The 19,009-nt window shown below is 60.3% G+C and carries 16 protein-coding genes; 9 read left to right on the forward strand and 7 right to left on the reverse strand.

Annotated elements, in window-relative coordinates:
• Window positions 1–70: 70 nt before the first annotated feature.
• Window positions 71–1,876 (forward strand): methyl-accepting chemotaxis protein, encoded by a 1,806-nt coding sequence (locus tag QEP12_RS08175; RefSeq protein WP_284213943.1) that lies wholly within the window; start codon window positions 71–73, stop codon window positions 1,874–1,876.
• 232 nt (window positions 1,877–2,108) lie between these two features.
• On the opposite strand, the gene QEP12_RS08180 is transcribed toward QEP12_RS08175, so the two are convergent.
• Window positions 2,109–2,600 (reverse strand): acyl-CoA thioesterase, encoded by a 492-nt coding sequence (locus QEP12_RS08180; RefSeq protein WP_284213944.1) that lies wholly within the window; start codon window positions 2,598–2,600, stop codon window positions 2,109–2,111.
• Between the two features lie 153 nt (window positions 2,601–2,753).
• On the opposite strand from QEP12_RS08180, the gene QEP12_RS08185 reads away from it, so the two are divergent.
• From QEP12_RS08185 to QEP12_RS08200, 4 genes are all read left to right on the forward strand, one after another.
• Window positions 2,754–4,034: a BaiN/RdsA family NAD(P)/FAD-dependent oxidoreductase gene (locus QEP12_RS08185; protein ID WP_174863696.1), complete on the forward strand. Its 1,281-nt coding sequence runs from the start codon at window positions 2,754–2,756 to the stop codon at window positions 4,032–4,034.
• Window positions 4,035–4,223: 189 nt separating this feature from the next.
• The gene (rpsU, locus tag QEP12_RS08190; protein ID WP_003052999.1) at window positions 4,224–4,436 is read left to right on the forward strand and encodes a 30S ribosomal protein S21; all 213 of its coding nucleotides are present in this window, start codon (window positions 4,224–4,226) and stop codon (window positions 4,434–4,436) included.
• A gap of 226 nt (window positions 4,437–4,662) precedes the next feature.
• A complete protein-coding gene (locus QEP12_RS08195; RefSeq protein ID WP_284213945.1) occupies window positions 4,663–5,109 on the forward strand; it encodes a GatB/YqeY domain-containing protein in 447 nt (148 codons plus the stop codon).
• 213 nt (window positions 5,110–5,322) lie between these two features.
• Window positions 5,323–6,288 (forward strand): MBL fold metallo-hydrolase, encoded by a 966-nt coding sequence (locus QEP12_RS08200; protein WP_284213946.1) that lies wholly within the window; start codon window positions 5,323–5,325, stop codon window positions 6,286–6,288.
• Window positions 6,289–6,337: 49 nt separating this feature from the next.
• Here the strand turns inward: QEP12_RS08200 and QEP12_RS08205 are convergent, their stop codons facing one another.
• A complete protein-coding gene (locus QEP12_RS08205; protein WP_284213947.1) occupies window positions 6,338–7,264 on the reverse strand; it encodes a LysR family transcriptional regulator in 927 nt (308 codons plus the stop codon).
• A gap of 115 nt (window positions 7,265–7,379) precedes the next feature.
• Between QEP12_RS08205 and QEP12_RS08210 the strand changes: the two genes are divergently transcribed.
• A complete protein-coding gene (locus tag QEP12_RS08210; RefSeq protein ID WP_284213948.1) occupies window positions 7,380–8,462 on the forward strand; it encodes a tartrate dehydrogenase in 1,083 nt (360 codons plus the stop codon).
• Between the two features lie 88 nt (window positions 8,463–8,550).
• Here QEP12_RS08210 and QEP12_RS08215 read toward each other — a convergent pair whose 3' ends face one another.
• From QEP12_RS08215 to pmbA, 3 genes are all read right to left on the reverse strand, one after another.
• A complete protein-coding gene (locus tag QEP12_RS08215) occupies window positions 8,551–11,148 on the reverse strand; it encodes a bifunctional diguanylate cyclase/phosphodiesterase (RefSeq protein WP_284213991.1) in 2,598 nt (865 codons plus the stop codon).
• 183 nt (window positions 11,149–11,331) lie between these two features.
• On the reverse strand, window positions 11,332–12,243 hold the full coding sequence (locus QEP12_RS08220; RefSeq protein WP_174863699.1) for an EamA family transporter: 912 nt from the start codon (window positions 12,241–12,243) through the stop codon (window positions 11,332–11,334).
• A 135-nt stretch (window positions 12,244–12,378) separates the two neighbouring features.
• On the reverse strand, window positions 12,379–13,788 hold the full coding sequence (gene pmbA / locus QEP12_RS08225) for a metalloprotease PmbA (protein ID WP_284213949.1): 1,410 nt from the start codon (window positions 13,786–13,788) through the stop codon (window positions 12,379–12,381).
• A 66-nt stretch (window positions 13,789–13,854) separates the two neighbouring features.
• Between pmbA and yjgA the strand changes: the two genes are divergently transcribed.
• The 3 genes from yjgA to QEP12_RS08240 all read left to right on the forward strand — a co-directional run bounded on the left by yjgA (window position 13,855) and on the right by QEP12_RS08240 (window position 16,442).
• Window positions 13,855–14,556 carry a ribosome biogenesis factor YjgA gene (gene yjgA, locus QEP12_RS08230; RefSeq protein ID WP_284213950.1) on the forward strand — a complete coding sequence of 234 codons (702 nt, stop codon included), beginning with the start codon at window positions 13,855–13,857 and terminating at the stop codon, window positions 14,554–14,556.
• On the forward strand, window positions 14,553–15,146 hold the full coding sequence (gene mog / locus QEP12_RS08235; protein WP_284213951.1) for a molybdopterin adenylyltransferase: 594 nt from the start codon (window positions 14,553–14,555) through the stop codon (window positions 15,144–15,146). The genes yjgA and mog overlap by 4 nt, the downstream gene beginning before the upstream one ends.
• Window positions 15,147–15,230: 84 nt before the next feature.
• A complete protein-coding gene (locus QEP12_RS08240; protein ID WP_284213953.1) occupies window positions 15,231–16,442 on the forward strand; it encodes a multidrug effflux MFS transporter in 1,212 nt (403 codons plus the stop codon).
• Window positions 16,443–16,597: 155 nt separating this feature from the next.
• Here the strand turns inward: QEP12_RS08240 and QEP12_RS08245 are convergent, their stop codons facing one another.
• Complete coding sequence (locus tag QEP12_RS08245; RefSeq protein WP_284213954.1) at window positions 16,598–17,677, reverse strand: TRAP transporter substrate-binding protein; 1,080 nt, start codon at window positions 17,675–17,677, stop codon at window positions 16,598–16,600.
• A gap of 159 nt (window positions 17,678–17,836) precedes the next feature.
• Complete coding sequence (locus QEP12_RS08250) at window positions 17,837–18,919, reverse strand: TRAP transporter substrate-binding protein (RefSeq protein WP_219162450.1); 1,083 nt, start codon at window positions 18,917–18,919, stop codon at window positions 17,837–17,839.
• Window positions 18,920–19,009 lie beyond the last annotated feature (90 nt).

Below are 19,009 nucleotides of genomic sequence, written 5' to 3' on the forward strand. Positions count from 1 at the left end.
AGAATGAAAATATCTGTGCAGCTGGCACACCCCAGCAAGCCTGCACACACATACACCGGGATGCAATTTCATGCGCATTACAAATCTCAAAATTGGCACCAAACTAGGCCTGGCTTTTGCCTTGCTCTTGGTTCTCACCCTCGGCCTTGGCGGCATTGCCTTGGCCCAACTCGAGCGCATGCACCTTGCCATGCAAACCATGGGCAACAGTGCCCTGCCCAGCGTGGCAGAAGCGGGCAACATCCGCTCACAGTGGAACCGTTTTCGGCGGCTGGAAAGCCATTTGCTCCCAGCACAAGCCAGCAGCAACGCCCAAGCACTGCTGCAGCAAGCGCAAGGGGTACTGACTTCCATCACGCAGTCTGAAAAAAATTACGAAGCCTTGCCCCATTCCGAGCAAGAGTTGCAGCTCATGCGCGCTTACCAGCAGCACCGCGACACGTACCTGGTCGCGCACCGCAAGTTCGTGCAGGCCGCCCTGGACGTGCACCAAAGCGGCAGCAGCGATGAAGCCCGTTTGCAGTCACTGCAGCGCATGTACAGCGAAGAAGCCGAGCCCAGCTTTGCTGCCTTGGCAGAAACCGTGGGCAAGCTCGCGGCCATGACCCAAAGCGATGCGCGCACACTGAGCCAGCAAGGCGATGCCGTACGCAGCTCTGCCCAGTGGTGGGTCATCATGGGCATGGGCGTGAGCGCGCTGCTGTCCATACTGTTTGCCGTGCTGGTCACCCGCTCTGTGGCACGCCCTGCGCAGCAAGCCGTGCAGGCCGCCAGCCAAATTGCCAGTGGCGACCTCACCCAGTCCATCCCCCCTGCTGGCAACGATGAAATGGGGCAGCTGATGGCCGCACTGGAGCAAATGCGCAACAAGCTCGACAGCGTGGTGCAGCATGTGCGCCACAACGCCGAATCGGTGGCCATAGCCAGTGAAGAGATCGCCAGCGGCACCACCGATTTGTCCTCACGCACCGAAGAGCAAGCCAGTGCGCTGCAGCAAACTGCAGCGTCGATGGAGCAGCTCTCCTCCACCGTGCGCCAGAACGCCGACAGCGCCTTGCAAGCCAATCAACTGGCACTGGGGGCATCCCAGGTCGCAGCACAAGGCGGGGACGTGGTAGGCGAGGTGGTGACCAATATGCGTGGCATCACGGAAAGCAGCCGCAAGATTGCCGACATCATTGGGGTGATTGACTCCATCGCCTTTCAGACCAACATCTTGGCGCTGAACGCTGCAGTCGAAGCGGCCCGCGCGGGCGAACAAGGCCGTGGTTTTGCGGTGGTCGCCGGTGAAGTGCGCACCCTGGCCCAGCGCAGTGCAGAGGCGGCCAAAGAAATCAAACTGCTCATCAACAACAGCGTGGACAGCATCACCGCCGGCACTGCCTTGGTGGACCGCGCGGGCCACACCATGACGGAAGTGGTCAGCTCCATCCGCCGCGTGACGGACTTGGTGGGAGAGATCAGCGCCGCCAGCTCCGAGCAAAGTCAGGGGGTCAGCCAAGTGGGTGAAGCCATTACCCAGATGGACAGCACCACCCAGCAAAACGCGGCATTGGTCGAAGAAAGCGCCGCAGCGGCAGAGAGCCTCAAACGCCAGGCGCAAGAGCTGGTGCAAGCGGTCTCGCACTTCAAAACCACCAGCGCCATCACTACGTCCGCCGCCCAGCCACCGCGCAGCGCCCCCATGCCTGCACGCACAGCCAGCACATCGCGCACCGAAGCTGCAGCGAAAGCAAAGCCGCAGACTGTGGCAACACCTGCCAAGGTGGCGCCAGCGCAGCCAGCGGCGCCCGCGCGCTTGGCCAGCCCTTCTGCCCGGGCGGCCACACTACCGGCCACCGCAGGGAGCGCAGAAGACGATTGGGAAACTTTCTAAGCGCCGATACCGCCCACCACCCAGCCAATCGCAGATGTGCGCTGGAAACGCGCAGCACGCAGCCTCTAGCCGCACAAGCGCACGACAAGGCGCAGCAACGATGTATGCAGGGTGGTGTTCGCGGGTCTGCGCCCCCGCGCCATCCGGCGGCCCTAGCAGCCAGACCATAAAAAAAGCCGTGCGCTCCTGCACGGCTTTTTGTTGCGTCGGCCAAAAAATGCGGCGATTACTATTACTGCGCAGCAGCGGGGGTGCGTGTCAGGGCAAAACGCTGCGCGACTTCTTTGCGCATGTCCTTGCGAACCAAGGCCGCATTCCAGCGGCGCTTTTCTTCCTCGGTAGAGGGCTGCAGCGCAGGCACGGACACCGGCTTGCGATCGGCATCCACCGCCACCATGGTGAAAAAGCAGCTGTTGACGTGGCGCACCACCTTGTCCTGGATTTGCTCGGCCACCACCTTGATGCCAATTTCCATGGAAGAGTGGCCGGTGTAGTTCACGCTAGCCAGGAAAGTCACCAGCTCGCCCACATGGATGGGCTGCAAAAACATCACCTGGTCCACGCTCAAGGTCACGCAGTAGCGCCCCGCATAGCGGCTGGCACAGGCATACGCCACTTCATCGAGCTTTTTCAAAATGGCACCCCCGTGGACATTGCCCGAGAAGTTGGCCATGTCAGGGGTCATCAGCACGGTCATGCTGAGTTGGTGTTCAGGCAAATTCATGGGCCGCAATTGTAAGAACCGCACTTTGATCGAGCGCAAAGCTTTGCATGCAACCTACGTCCATGGCGGGGCTTCCACCCTTGGCTACACTGCCGGCTCTGTTTTGGCTGTGCGCTGCCAGCCCCCTGTTGTTGACATTCCCAACCTTCCGCCATGCCTGCACCCACTGCCACCGCCTATCCCACAGCGTTTGACGCCATCATCATCGGCGCGGGCGCTGCGGGCCTGTTTTGTGCGGCGCAAGCAGGCCAGTTGGGGCTGAACGTGCTGCTGATCGACCATGCCGAAAAAGTGGCCGAGAAGATCCGCATCTCCGGCGGCGGGCGCTGCAACTTCACCAACCGCGATCTGGATGTGCGCGCGCCGCACAAGCACTACGTGGGCCAGAACCCGCAGTTTTGCCGCTCGGCCCTGTCGCGCTACACCCCGGCCGACTTCATCGCGTTGATGGACAAGCACGGCATTCCCTACGAAGAAAAGCACAAAGGCCAGCTGTTTGCCACCACCAGTGCGGAAGACATCATTCGCATGCTGCTGGCTGAATGTGCAGACGGTGGCGTCACACGCTGGCAGCCCTGCGCCGTGAAAAAAGTAGTGTTTTTGCCATCTAGCGCAGACACATCAAGCGCAGGCAGCTATGAAGTTCATACTGACCGTGGCGTTGTACACGCACCGCGCCTGGTGCTGGCCACGGGCGGCCTGTCCATTCCCAAAATTGGCGCCACGGATTTTGGCTATCGACTGGCCCAGCAATTCAAGCTGCCCCTGGTGGAGCGCCGCGCCGGTTTGGTGCCGCTGACGTTTGATGGCGCTGCGTGGCAGCCTTATGCCCAGCTGGCAGGCCTGGCCCTGCCAGTCGAAATCAGCACCGGCAGCAAAAAAGAACGCATGACGTTCCATGAAGACCTGCTGTTCACCCACCGGGGCCTGTCCGGCCCGGCCGTGCTGCAAATCTCCAGCTACTGGAAAGACGGCGCGCCGCTGCACATCAACCTGCTGCCCGGCACCGACATGGCGGCGCTGCTGCAAGCGGCCAAAACCCACTCGCGCAAACTGGTGGCCAACGAGCTGGCCGCGCACCTGCCAACCCGCTTGGCCGATGCCTGGGTCAGCCAGCAACCCGAGTTGCAGCGCCCCATCAACGAAGCCAGCGACAAAGCGCTGACCAAGCTGGCCGAGCAGCTCCAGCGCTGGGAGATCATCCCCACGGGCTCCGAAGGCTACAAAAAAGCCGAAGTGACATTGGGCGGTATTGACACCAAGGCGCTGTCGCAGCAAACCATGGAATGCAAAACCCAGCCCGGTCTGTATGCGATTGGCGAGGTGGTGGACATCACCGGCTGGCTGGGCGGCTACAACTTTCAGTGGGCCTGGGCCAGTGCCTTTGCCTGCGCGCAGGCCATGGCCCAGCAGCACGCAGCCACTGCCGCATAACGCCACTATCGGGGTTGGGAATGCGCCAACTTCAGACACGCGCTGAAAACTCGCTATAATGCTCGACTTTGCTGGCATATCCCCGTCGGCCATACTAGTTAATAGAGACGGGGAACAACCGCTGTACATGGCTCTTAGGCCCGATCTTCCCGAGAACCCGCTGTCAGCACAGATATATCTGGAAATTGAATGACTACTATCCGCGTCAAAGAAAACGAACCCTATGAAGTTGCCCTGCGCCGCTTCAAGCGCACGATCGAAAAACTGGGCCTGCTGACAGACCTGCGCGCTCGTGAGTTCTACGAAAAGCCTACAGCCGAGCGCAAGCGCAAGAAGGCTGCTGCCGTGAAGCGTCACTACAAGCGCGTTCGCAGCATGCAACTGCCTAAGAAGCTGTACTAATCGTTGATTAGGACTAGCCGGCCTTAAAAAAGCCGCAACCCGCGCTCGGGACGCCAGGCGCGGGTTTTTTGTTTTCTGGCCACTGCACTGCTGCAGTGACCTCCACAGCCACGGCGCCATCGAGCGAGGACACGCGGCCCGCGCACAGGCAGTACACAGGTACTGGCCAGCGTGATCGGCCAAGCCCGCATTGGATAGCGCCACGGCATTCCCTCAGGAGAGAGCTATGAGCTTGAAAGCCCAGATCACCGAAGACATGAAAACCGCCATGCGTGCCAAAGACAGCGTACGCCTGGGCACCATCCGCCTGCTGCAGGCCGCGATGAAGCAAAAGGAAGTGGACGAGCGCGTGGAGCTGGATGATGCCGCCATCATCGCCATCGTCGACAAGCTGATCAAGCAGCGCAAAGACTCCATCGCCGCCTACGAAACCGCCAACCGCCAAGATCTGGCCGACGTGGAAAAGGCCGAGATCGAAGTGCTCAAGGTGTACCTGCCCGAGCGCATGTCGCAAGCTGAAATCACCGCCGCCGTGCAAGCCATCGTGGCCGAAGTGGGTGCCACCGGCCCTGGCGACATGGGCAAAGTGATGGGCAAAGTCAAGAGCACCTTGGCTGGCAAGGCCGATATGGGCTTGGTGTCCGCCGCCGTGAAGGCCGCTTTGAGCCAGTAAGCACGGGGTAATGCAGCCTCTCATGGCTGCCAAGTCCTAATAAAAAGAAGCTGCCAGCGTTGATTGAGCAAGCGCTTCAGATACAAAACCGTCTGAAATGCCCATTTCACGAGCGCTGGCAGCTTCTTTTTTAATATCCACACACTGCGGCCACCTCTCTAGCCTGCGGCGGACAGTTTCTTCACAATGTGCGCTCCACATTCAGGAGAAGACATGCACCTCACCCGTCGTGATTGTTTTCGCTGGGGCAGCGCTGCCCTTGCCACCGCAGGTTTGAGCGCCTGCGCCACCCACACCACCACGGCCAGTAGCGCCCGTACGGCAGACGCCGCCGGCACGGGCTTTCAGCGCAAGCGCCTGGGCCCAGCCACCATCACCGCTGTCAGCGATGGCGTGTCGCGCCGCCCGCTTGATGCCAGCTTTGTGCGCAACGCACCGCTGGCGCAAGTGCAAGCCACACTGGCTGCGCAAAAGCTGCCTACCACCCACATCGACGTGCCCTACACCTGCTACGTCATTGAAACCCAAGGCAAGCGCTATTTGCTGGACACCGGTTTTGCCGACAACGGCGGCGCGGGCACCGGCCTGCTGCACACGCACCTGCGGGCGGCCGGGATCCCCCCTGAATCGATTGACACCATCATCTTGAGCCACCTGCATGGCGACCACATCAACGGCCTGCGCCGCAAGAGCGGTGAACTGGTCTACCCCCAGGCCACCGTGTACGTGGCACAGCCCGAGATGGCGTTCTGGGGGGACGATGCGCGCATGCAAGCTGCGCCAGAGGCTGCACGCGGCGGTTTTCAGAATGTACGCCGCGTCTTCAACGGCTATCCGCAAGACAAACTCAAGCTGTTTACGCCCGGCTCCCGCATTGATGGCGTGATCGACACCCTGCCCGCTGTGGGCCACACGCCCGGGCATACCGCGATTGCGATTGGCAGCGGCAAAGATCGCTTTACCTTCATTGCCGACACCACCAACTACCCCTACCTGTTTGTGCGCCACCCCAACTGGCATGTCATGTTCGACATGAACCCAGAGCAAGCCGCGGGTACCCGCCAGGCCCTGCTGGCGCAGCTGGCCAAAGAAGGCGGCTGGGTGGGCGGCTTTCACTTCCCGCTGCCGGGCTTTGGCCACATCCATACGCGCAACGACGGCTTTGACTGGGTGACGTAAACCTGCGCCTTGGGCTGCTTGCCCTTGGCTCTGTGGCCTGTGGCGTTATTTAGCCCTTGTGGCGCAGCGCGGCGGCATTCGCCGCCAGCGGCTGCGCTTGCAAGAAGGTCTGCAAAAACTCCACGCACACCCGCACCTTGGCCGAGCGCTCTAGCCGAGTGGGGTAGACCGCCCAAATATTGGCTTCCTGGCGCCACTCCGGCAGCACGTGCACCAAACGGCCATCGGCCAGCTGCGCGGCCACATCCCAGTGCGAACGCAGCACCACCCCATGCCCATCGACCGCCCATTGCACGGCCATTTCGCCGTGGTTGGTCGACAGCGGGCCCGTCACTTTCACGCTGCGCTCCAGCCCGCCTGCACGCAGCTTCCAGACGCCAAACGGGTGGTCGCGCTCCTTGATGACCAGGCAGTCGTGCGCCGCCAATTCCTCCAGGCTGCGGGGCACTCCGCGGCGCTGCAGGTAATGGGGCGCGGCGCACAGCAGGCGGTGGTTGTCTGCCAGCTTGCGTGCAATCAGCTGCGGGGCAATCTCATCGCCCACGCGCACATCCAGGTCAAACCCTTCGGCCACCACGTCCACCAGCCGATCCAGCACCTCCAGCCGCACCTGCAGCGCCGGGTGGCGCGCCACCAGTTGCGAAAACGCGGGGGCCACCACGTTGCGCCCAAAGCCAAAGCTGCTGCACACGCGCAGCAGGCCCCGCGGCTCTTTGCGCGTCACCCCCACTTCTTGCAGCAGGTGCTCCATATCGTCCAGGATGCGCTGTGCCCAGTGAAAAATGCGCTCCCCCTCCTCGGTCACCACCACGCGGCGTGTGGTGCGGTGCAGTAGCTTCACGCCCAACTCCTGCTCCAGCAACCGAAGGCGCTTGCTGACATAGGCGGGCGATGCATCCAGCGCCTGCGCGGCAGCCGCAAAACTGGATTTACGCACCACGGTGATGAAGACGCGCAAGTCGTCCGGAGAGGGCATTTTGTTCACGCTGTGTGAATAATCAAACTACAAAGCGTTGATTGTATGCAGAGCGTTCTTGCGCACAATCGCCACACCACGCCCACTTCTATTCATTTCTGTACTGGATTGCACCATGTCTCACCCTAAAAAAATTGCAGTGATCGCCGGTGACGGCATTGGCAAAGAGGTCATGCCCGAAGGCCTGCGCGCTTTAGAGGCGGCGGCGGCCAAGTTCAACCTGCCGCTGGAGTTCCACCACTTTGACTGGGCGCACTGCGACTACTACGCTGCGCACGGCCAGATGATGCCTGACGACTGGAAGGCCCAGCTCGCAGGCATGGACGCCATCTTCTTCGGCGCGGTGGGCTGGCCCGCCACCGTGCCCGACCACATCTCGCTGTGGGGCTCGCTGCTGAAGTTCCGCCGCGAGTTTGACCAGTACATCAACCTGCGCCCCGTGCGCCTGTTTGAAGGCGTGCCTTGTCCCCTGGCGGGCCGCAAGCCCGGCGATATCGACTACTACGTGGTGCGTGAGAACACCGAAGGCGAATACACCGCGCTGGGCGGCATCATGTTTGAAGGCACAGACCGCGAAATCTGCATCCAGGAATCGGTCTACAGCAAGCACGGCGCCAAGCGCCTGCTGAAATACGCGTTCGACCTGGCGCAAAGCCGCAGCAAAAAGCATGTCACGCTAGCCACCAAGAGCAATGGCATTGCCATCAGCATGCCGTGGTGGGACAAGCAGGCCGACGCCATGCACCAGCACTACCCCGAAGTCACGCTGGACAAGCAGCACATTGACATCCTGACCGCGCGCTTTGTGCTGCAACCCGGCCGCTTTGATGTGGTGGCCGCCACCAATTTGTTTGGCGACATCCTCTCCGACCTGGGCCCCGCCACCACCGGCACCATCGGCCTGGCACCTTCTGCCAATCTGAACCCAGAGCGCACCTTCCCGTCGCTGTTTGAGCCGGTGCATGGCTCGGCCCCCGACATTTATGGCAAGAACATTGCCAACCCCATCGCCATGGTCTGGTCGGGTGCGCTGATGCTGGACTTTCTGGGCCACAGCCAAGGCCAGTGGCGCGCCGCGCACGATGCCATCGTGGCGGCCATTGAGCAAGTGATCAAAACCGGGCCCAAAACGCCAGACTTGGGCGGCAGCGCCACCACGCCCGAAGTCGGCAAAGCAATTGCGGCACAGCTGCTTTAAGCCGCGCACCGCATACTGCACGCTAGGCAGCACAACCAATAATTTTTATAGCTATAGGCGCATACCTAGTATGCGTTTATAGCTGTTTTTATGCTGTATATTTTTCAGCCGTTTGCGGTGCCATATGGGTCTGGGTTTGCAGCCAATGCGCCAGGTCTTGCGGCGCCATTGGCTGGGCAAACAGGTAGCCCTGCGCCACGGGATAGCCCTGGTCGCGCAGCATGACATGCTGCACCTGGGTTTCCACACCTTCGGCCACCACCGTCAGGTCCAGGCTCTGGCCAATGCCCAAAATCGCACGACTGAGCGCTTGCGCGGCTTCGTCATGCTCCAAATCAGAGACAAAGCTGCGATCGAGCTTGAGCTCACTCACCGGCAATCGGCGCAGATAACTCAAGCTGGAATAACCGGTACCAAAGTCGTCCATGGACAGGCGCACACCGCTGGCATGCACCGCATGAATCGTCTGCATGGTGCTGGGATTGGTGTCCAGCAAGATGCTTTCCGTCAGCTCCAGCGTCAGGTCTTGGGGCTGCAGGGCGTGGCTGTCCAGGGTGGCAGAAATCATGCGCGGCAGATCCAGATTGTGAAAGCTGGAGGGCGACAGGTTCACCGCCACGGCAGGTACCTCCAGCCCCTGCGCACGCCACTGTGCCAATTGGCTGCATGCCTCTTTGAGGGCCCAGCGGCCCAAATCAGAAATTAGACCGCACTCTTCCGCCAGCGGGATAAAGCGCGCGGGAGCAATCATGCCCAGTGTGGGATGCGTCCAGCGCGCCAGGGCTTCTACGCCATACAAGCTGCCCGTCTTCAAATCCACCTGGGGCTGGTAGTGCAAATGCAGGCATCCGCGCTCGCTGTGCAAGGCTTCGCGCAGGGCTTTTTCCAGCGCCAAGCGCTCTTGGGCCAAGCGGTTCATCTCGCTGCTGAAAAAGCTCACACGCCCGCGCCCGGCGCTCTTGGCCTGGTACATGGCCATGTCAGCGCGGTGCAGCAAGGTTTCCATATCGCGCCCGTCATCGGGGAACATGGCCACCCCGATGCTGGCGGAAATCACCATCGACGTGTCGCCCAGCGTCAGCGGTGCCGACAACTGCTCTTGCAAGCGCTCAATCACTTGACCGACCTGCTCCGCGTCGCCCTCGGACAGCACAAGGACAAATTCATCCCCGGACAAGCGCCCTGCGGTATCGGCATTGCGCAGCACCAGCTTGATGCGCTCAGCCACCGCGCACAGCAACTCGTCACCCACAGGATGACCCATCGAATCATTGACCTGCTTGAAACGATCCAAATCCACAAACAGCACCGCCACCCGCTCATGGTTCGTGGTTGCGCTGGCCAGCACCTGCTCGGCCCGCGCGAGCAGCAAACTGCGGTTGGGCAGGCCTGTCAAACCATCGTAGAACGCCAACTGGCGAATGCGCGAGCGCGCTTTTTCACGCTCCAAGGCCAAAGCACACAAATCAATGCAGGTATCTACCAAACGCTGGTGGTAGGCAGAGGCGACCGCGATACTGGGGTCTCGGTAATAGAACGCAAAAGTGCCAATCGGCTTGCCTTCAGCCCCCACAATCGGGGTCGACCAGCACCCCGTGTAGCCCAGCGGCAAAATCAGGTGCTTGAAATCCTGCCACAAAGGGTCGCTGGCAATGTCATGCACCACCACAGGCTCGTTGCGCCATGCGGCGGTGCCGCAAGAGCCGACACAAGGGCCAATCGCCACCCCATCCAGCTGCATGGAATAGGACGCGGGCAAACAGGGGCTGGCCAAGGGGTGCAACTTGCCGTCCGCATCCACCTCCAGCACGGAGGCCGTGACCTCGGGGGCCATGCGCTCCACCTCTTCGCACACCATCTCCAGCACTTCCACCAGCGGACAATCGCGTGCCATGGCTTCCAGCACACGGCGTTGCAGCACCTCATGCATCTTGCTAGTGGTGATATCGGTCAATGTGGTCACGGTGTATTGCCACGCGCCATCACCGTCTGGTACGGGGTTGCTCAGCACCTTGCTCCAATAGCGCTGGCCGTTCTTACCCACCACAATCTCTTCGCGCACCACGGGCTCTCCGGCGCGCAATGCCGCTTGGTAATGTTCCGCAAAACCCACGGAGAGATGGGGGGCCAGCAAATCGATCGGTGCGCGGCCTTGCACCTCGGCAAGGCTCCAGCCAAACATGCGGCTAAAGCCCCGGTTCACAAACAGGATGCGTGACATGGCATCGCTGATGATGATGGCCGTATCACTGACATCTGCCACCAAGGCCAAACGCTCTACATAGGCCTGATGCGCCAGGGACTGGGTGTGCCGCTCGGTCACATCGGAGGCGATCTTGACCACATGGGTCACGCGCCCATGCTCGTCCAGCGCGGGCGAATAGGTGGCCTCTAACCAGCATCTACTGCCATCGCTGCGCACGCGTTCCACCTCGCCTGAAAACGCCTGCCCGTTGCGCAAGCGCTCCCACATCGCGGGGTAAGCGGCACTGGCCAACAAAGCGGGCGGGCAAAAATCTCGATGCGCTACGGCCAAGCTCGCGGTCTGGTCCAGCTGGAGCAACTGGCGATAGTTCGGGTTGGCATGGAGCAAGCGCCCATCCAGGTCAAACTCCGCCAGCGCCATCACCCGATCCAAAGCCTTGAACCGAGTGACTTGCGTGTGCACGTCTTCGCGCTCTCCCATAGCCTCACCCCTTATGTTCATGTTGTTATGTGCTGCGGCACCACGGGCGACATGGTGCTTGCCCATGGTCAGCGGCCAGTCTGCAGATCAGAACGCGACGACCGAGTGGTGGATACCTGCACGAATGATACGCACCCAGGCCGCATTCAAAACCTACCGATTAAGGAGGACACTTCTTGCGCCCTAGGCCCGGTGCCAGCGTCCACCAAACTGGTTGACCACCATGCCCAGCAACACCCCTGCAGTGCCCAGCCACTGCAGCAACGTGGGGAACTCCCCCAGCAACAGCATCGCCGAGAGCAAACCCACCACCGGCACCAGCAACGACAAAGGCGCCACCGTACTGGTGGGGTAGCGCTGCAGCAGTTTGGTCCACAGGCCGTAGCCCAGCAAGGTAGAGAGCAGCGCCAAATAAGCCACCGCCCCCAGCCCTTGCACGGTGATGGCTTGCAACTGCTGTAGCGTCACCGCCCAGCCGCCTTCCAGCCACACCGACAGCAGCAGCAAAGGCAGCACAGGAAAGAGGCTGCTCCACACCAAAAACGGCACGGGTTCATACGGGCCATTTTTGGCTGCATGGCGTGTAATCAGGTTGGAAGCGGCCCACATGGCGGCTGAAGCCACGGTGCACACAAAGCCAATCAGAGTCATGTGCGTGGCGCCATCGCCATGGGCAGAGCCAATCACGATCAGCCCCCCGACGGCAATGCACAACCCGGCCCACTGCCAAGGCTGCGGGCGCTCACCCAGCAACGCAGCGGCCATCAACAAGGTAATGAAGGCCTGTGTTTGCAGCACCACCGATGCCATACCTGCCGGCATGCCCAGTTGCATGCCCACAAACAGCAGGCCGAACTGGCCTACCCCTTGCACCAGCCCATAGGCTGCGAGCAGCCCCCACGTCAGGCTTGCGGGGCGGCGCACAAACAACATAAACGGCAGCGATGCCGCCATAAAGCGCAGCGCGCACAGCAGCAGGGGGGAGACCTCTTCCAGGCCCCACTTCATCACCACAAAGTTCACCCCCCACACCACGATGACGACCAGGGCCAAGACCCAATCGGCACCGCTCAAACCCTTGCTGTTGTTATGCATGTTTTTAGCCTCTAGTGCTTATACATATTGCGTAAGCAGCTATCAATTCAGATTTTCTTATTGCCATAAAAAAAAGGCATGCTGAATGCAGCATGCCTTGGGCTCACATTGGGCACCTGGTGCGCACAGAGCGCGTTAGCTCCCGGCCACCTTCATGCGGTTGATCAGCATCGATCCCACCGTTTTGGCACCGTAGTTGTACGTGTCGGTGCCCACGGCCTCAATGCCCTGGTACATGTCTTTGAGGTTGCCTGCAATCGTGATTTCTTGCACGGGGAAAGCGATTTCGCCGTTTTCCACCCAGAAACCCGAGGCTCCGCGCGAGTAGTCGCCCGTCACATAGTTCACGCCTTGGCCCATCAACTCCACCACAAACAGGCCGGTGCCCAGCTTCTTGAGCATTGCCTGCAGGTCATCGCCACGGCGGGTCAGGCGGGAAGTTAACGTCAGGTTGTGCGAACCACCCGCGTTACCCGTGGTCTTCATGCCCAGCTTGCGCGCCGAGTAACTCGACAGAAAGTAGCCTTCCACACGGCCGCTGTCGACCACCAGGCGGCGCTGCACACGCACGCCTTCGTCGTCAAAGGGCGAGCTGCCCTTGCCACGCAGGATGAAGGGGTCTTCTTCAATGCTGATGTGCGAAGGGAAAACTTGCGTGCCCAGCGAATCCAGCAAGAAGCTGCTCTTGCGGTACAGCGTGCCACCGCTGACGGCCTGCACAAAGCCGCCCAGCAAACCAGCCGCCAGCGGAGATTCAAACAACACCGCGCACTCGGTGGTGGGAATCTTGCGGCTACCCAGACGGCTCAAAGCACGCTGGGCAGCATAGCGGCCAATTTCTTGCGGCGATGCCAGCTCTACGGCATCCCGCATGGAGCTGTACCAGAAGTCACGCTGCATCTCGCCGTTCTTGCCAGGCAACGAGGCAATCGGCGCCACCGACACGCTGTGGCGTGAGCTGGCATACCCCCCGCGAAAACCGCGGGTGTGCGCACTGAAAAAGTGGCTCTGCTGGGCCGAGACGCTGGCACCCTCGCTGTTGGTGATGCGCTTGTGCGTCTTCATGGCTGCCGCTTCGCACTCAATCGCAATGCGCGCTGCCTCTTCGCTGCTCACGCTCCAAGGGTGGAACAGGTCCAGATCCTTGTGGGTTTCGACAGGGGCAATATCCTGCGCATCGGGCAAACCAGCGGTCGGGTCTTCGGCCGTAAAGCGGGCGATGTCATAAGCCGCTTGAACGGTTTGCTGGATGGCAGCTTCCGAGAAATCCGACGTGCTGGCATTACCGCGGCGCTGGCCGATGTAGACCGTCACCCCCAGAGACTTGTCGCGGTTGCGCTCTACGGTCTCCAGCTCCCCTTTGCGCACACTCACACTCAGGCCGCAGCCTTCGGAAGCATCCGCTCCGGCATCGGTGGCCCCCAGCTTTTTGGCATGGGCCAAAGCCTGGTCCACCAGACCTTCAAAAAAGGGACGGCTGTAGCTAAAGCCGGAATCAGCCTGTGCTGCGGTGGTGCTTGTGGAGCGTGTACGGGGTTTATTCATAGCGGCGGATATGATACCCAGCACTGCAGCCCCTATGTGCTGCCACCCTATTTCCATCGAAAAAACATGTCACGCAAACCCAAAAAAGGCTACTACGTGAAAGGCGTGTTCGTTGCAGAAGGCAGCGAGCGCGACCTGGAATTGAAAGCCGAACTCAAAGGCACTTGGGATTCCACCCGCACCGACCGCAAGATTGAAAGCGATGCCCTGCAAGACTTGGGTGAGGCACTACTGGGCCTGCGCCCCAAGCTGCTGCAACGCTTGAACCTGCCCGAAAAACTGCTGGAAGCGTTGGCCGAGCACAAGCGCCTGACCAACTTTGAAGCCAAGCGCCGCCAAATGCAGTTCATCGGCAAACTGATGCGCAAGCTGGAAGAAAACGAAGTCGAAGCCGTCAAGGCCGCGCTGCAAGAGCAGCGCACGGGCGTGAGCCTGGAGCAAACCAACATTTTGGTGGCCGAGCAGTGGCGTGACCGCTTGATTGACAGCGATGACCATCTGGGCATCTGGCTGGATCAGTTCCCTGCCACCGATGTGCAGCAGCTGCGCACCCTGATGCGCCAGGTGCGCAAGGACGACGCCACGGCCATTGCCAAGGCCAAAGAAGCCGAGGCCAAGGGGCAAATCCTGCCGCCTGCCAAAAAAGGCAAGGCTTACCGCGAGCTGTTCCAGACCCTGCTCTCGCACATCAATGGCACAGCAGCCGCCACGGTGCAAGACGAGGCAGCGCCCGCCTTAGATGACGAATACGAAGGCGACGACGCATGAGTGCACGCGACGCTGTCAAGATTGGCATTGTCTCCATCAGCGACCGCGCCAGTGCGGGCGTGTATGCAGACCAAGGCCTGCCGGCGCTCCAAGACTGGCTCAGCCGCGCCTTGCTGAACCCCATACACTTCGAGCCCCGCCTGATCGCCGATGAGCAAAGCACCATCAGCCAGACACTGGTGGAGCTGGTGGACGCCGGCTGCAGCCTGGTGCTGACCACCGGCGGCACCGGCCCTGCGCTGCGCGATGTGACCCCCGAAGCCACCTTGGCGGTGGCCGACAAAGAAATGCCCGGTTTTGGCGAACAAATGCGCCAAATCAGCCTGAAGTTTGTGCCCACGGCCATCCTGTCGCGTCAAGTGGCCGTCATTCGCGGCAGCAGCCTGATCATCAATCTGCCGGGGCAGCCCAAGGCGATTGCCGAGACCCTGGAAGGCCTGAAAGACGCAGACGGCAATCAGTTGGTCAACGGTATTTTTTCGGCTGTTCCCTATTGCGTCGACTTGATTGGCGGCCCCTATCTCGAAGCCGACCCCAGTGTGTGCAAGGCGTTCCGGCCCAAGTCGGCTATCCGCACACCGCAGGCTTAAGCCCGCACCGGCTGACGCAGGCACATGCATGCCATGTGCCTTTTTTTATGCAGCGCCTTGCGCTGCAACGCCACACAGGCATTCATGAAAAGCAATGTATCGCTCACCTTGGTGCTGGCCCTGTGCACCATGCTGGGGGCCCTGGGTATTGATACCTATCTGCCCTCCTTTCACGCCATCGCCCAAGAATTTGGCGTAGGCCCCGCAGCCGTGCAGCAAACCCTGAGCGTGTACGTGCTGGCCATGGCCATCACCATGCTGTTTTACGGCACGCTCAGCGACACCTTTGGCCGCCGCCGTGTGCTCATGGTGGCCAGCATGGGCTACGCGCTCACTTCCGTTGCCGCCGCTGTGGTCACCAGCATTGAGGCCTTGGTGGCCGTGCGCTTTGCCCAGGGTGCCATGGCCGGTGCCGGCATGGTGATTGCCCGTGCCGTGGTGCAAGACCGCTTTCAAGGCGCTGACGCCCAGCGCATGCTGAGCATGGTGATGTTCTGCTTTGGGCTGGCCCCAGCAATTGCCCCGGTATTTGGCGGCTGGTTGCAAACCCATGGTGGCTGGCGCGCCGCCTTCTTTTTCTTGGCGGCCTTTGGCGCACTGGTGGCACTGCTGTGCTGGCGCGTGCTGCCCGAAACCCTGCCCGCCGAAAAGCGCGTGCCGCTCAAGCTGGGCGTCATCACCCACAACTACCTGACGGCGCTGCGCAACCCGCAATTTCGCCTCATGGTGCTGGGCCTGGCCTTGATGGCGGGTGCCAATGCCATCTACATCAGCGCGGCGGCAGAGTTCGTGATGGGCATTTTGAAGCTGGATGAAACCTCATTTGGCTGGTTGTTCATTCCGCTCATTGGTGGCTCCATGCTCGGCTCTGCCATCTCGGGCGTGCTGGCCCAGCGCATTCCACCGCGCATCCAAAAGTTTATTGGCTACGGCTGCTTGCTGCTGGGCAGCGGCAGCAATGTGCTCTACCACACCTTCACCAGCGCCCCGGTAGTGCCTTGGGCGGTACTGCCCATCACCTGCTACACGCTGGGTATTGCACTGCTGATGCCGATTTTGTCGCTGCAAGTTATGGGCGTGTTCCCGCACATGCGGGGCTTGTCATCCTCGCTGCAAGGCTTCACCCAGATGAGTGTGTTTGCCATCGTGGCGGGTGTGGTTGTGCCGCAGCTGTTTCACAGTGGCCTGGGGCTGGCCGCAGGCCAGCTTGTTTGCGTCGTGATGGGCATGCTGGTGTGGTGGTTCGCCACCCGCACTCCGCGTGCAGAACCCCATCACGCCACTAAAAAATCATAGCTTTTAGCGTTTGATTTCATTGGTTTTCAGATACTTTCTTATCGAAAAATAAGTACAGACCAGCGCCATCAGCTCCTATTTTTCCATCACACAGAAAAAACGGATAAAAAAAGGCAGCCCGTGGGCTGCCTTTGAGAGTGCCGCCAATCCACACATCACAGCTTCTGGCTGGACATGAAGTTGTCGAAGCGGCCTTCTGCAAAACGGAACCACAGCACCTGATCGCGCTGGAAATTGCGGTAGTCGGCGTATACCTTCTTCCAGTCGGGGTTGCTGGTATCCAGGCTCTGGTACAGCTCCATGGTGGCCTTGAACGAAGCGTCCATCACTGACTGTGGGAAAGGCAGCACCTTGGCCTTGGCGGCCACCAGCTGCTTGAGGGCAGCAGGGTTGCGCGCGTCGTAACGGGCTTGGCACGTCACATGGGCTTCCATGGCGGCAGCACGCACGATGGCCTTGTACTCGTTGTTCAAGCTGTTGAACGCCTTGTCATTGATGTACAGCGACAAGTTCAGCGAACCCTCCCACCAGCCGGGATAGTAGTAGAACGGAGCCACCTTGTTCAGGCCCAGCTTCAGATCGTCGTAAGGGCCAATCCACTCGGCAGCATCAATCGTGCCTTTTTCCAGGGATTGGTAGATTTCGCCCGCCGGAATGTTCTGGGGCACAGCGCCCAGCTTCTCCAGCACCTTGCCGGCAAAGCCGCCCACACGGAACTTCAGACCCTTGATGTCTTCCGGCGTCTTGATTTCCTTGCGGAACCAGCCACCCATTTGCGCACCGGTGTTGCCGCAGCTAAAGGGCACGATGTTGTACTTGGCGTAAAACTCAGCCATCAGCTTGGCGCCGTTGCCATCGACCATCCAAGAAGTCAGCTGGCGCGAGTTCATTCCGAACGGAATCGCGCCCCCGATGGCGAACACTTCGTTCTTGCCAAAGAAGTAATAAGGCGCCGTGTGGGCCACCTCAACGGAGCCGTTTTGCACGCCATCCACCACATTGAACGCCGGCATCAACTCACCGGCTTGGTGCACTGTGATCTCAAACTTGCCGCCGGTTTGCGCCTTGACTGACTGCGCAAACACGTCCGCGGCACCATAAATGGTGTCCAGTGACTTGGGAAAGCTGGACGCAATGCGCCAGCGCAGTGCAGGTTGTGCATGCACCGCTGGGGCTGCTGCCGCAGCCAGTACACCAGCGATACCGGCGTTTTTGAGCATTGAACGACGATCCATGGGAGTCTCCTTAGTGGTTATCAACAATTAACCTTGCCTTCCTGCTTCACTTCTACGGCGAATTGCAGGCACAAAAAACCGGTGCTTTGAGCTTCAATGCACCGGTTTTTTATGGGTTGCTGCGCTGGCATAAGAAAAGCTGCAAGCGCAATCTTCAAATTACAGCTTGACCGAAGTCATGTACTGGTTGTAGCGCAGCTCCGAGAAGCGCTCCCACAACAGTTGGTCACGCTGGAACGCACGCATATCCTGGTGAATTTGCTTGAATTCGGGCGACTTGGCCTCGTGCTCGGCAAAAACTTCCATCGAAGCCTTAAAGCCTGCATCCATGACGTCTTTGGGGAACGCCTTGAGCTGGGTCTTGTCGGCCACCAGCTTCTTCAGCGCAACTGGATTGAAGGCATCGTACTTGGCCGTCATGTCGCGGGCCGCAACACGCGTTGCAACATCCACCATGTGCTTGTACTCGCTAGGCAGCGCTGCATATGCCTTGGCGTTCACAAAGAACTCCAGCTCTGCGCCACCTTCCCACCAGCCGGGGTAGTAGTAGAAAGGCGCCACCTTGTTAAAGCCGAGCTTCTGGTCGTCGTAAGGCCCCACAAATTCCGTCGAGTCCAGCGTGCCTTTTTCCAACGCCTGGTACACATCACCAGCGGGCATGTTCTGCGATACCACGCCCAACTTGGCCATGGCTTCACCAAACAAACCGCCACCCAGGCGCATTTTCAGGCCCTTAAGGTCTGCAACGGACTTGATTTCCTTGCGGTACCACCCCCCCATCTGGGTGCCAGTGTTACCTGCGCTGTAGCTCTTGATGTTGTAGTTGGCGCAGAATTTATCAAACAGCTTGCGGCCATTACCGTGCTCCATCCACGCATCCATCTGGCGCGCAGTCAAGCCAAAAGGTACTGCACAGCCAAAAGCGAAAATGGAGTTCTTGCCGGTGAAGTAGTACGGCGCTGTCTGCGCCATTTCGATGGTGCTGTTCTCCAGCGCATCGACCACACCAAAAGCGGGCATTAGTTCACCAGCTGCATGCAGCGAAACTTCAAACTTGCCACCCGAGAGTGCTTTGATGGTCTGAGAAAATTTCTCGGCGCTGCCAAAAATGGTATCCAGCGACTTGGGGAAGCTTGAAGCCAGGCGCCAACGGACTGCCGGTTGCGCGTGAACTGCTGGAGCGGCTGCAGCGGCCAGTACACCAGCAATGCCAGCGTTTTTAATGAGGGAACGACGGTCCATTTTTTCTCCTTGAATTTGCACGTGCAGTCGCTGCAGGGAGCGGCAGCACCACCTCGCGAGGTGTGCAAAATTCTAGGAATGAAAAATGTA

The organism is Comamonas jiangduensis (assembly GCF_030162955.1).
Classification (GTDB): Bacteria; Pseudomonadota; Gammaproteobacteria; order Burkholderiales; family Burkholderiaceae_C; genus Comamonas; species Comamonas jiangduensis.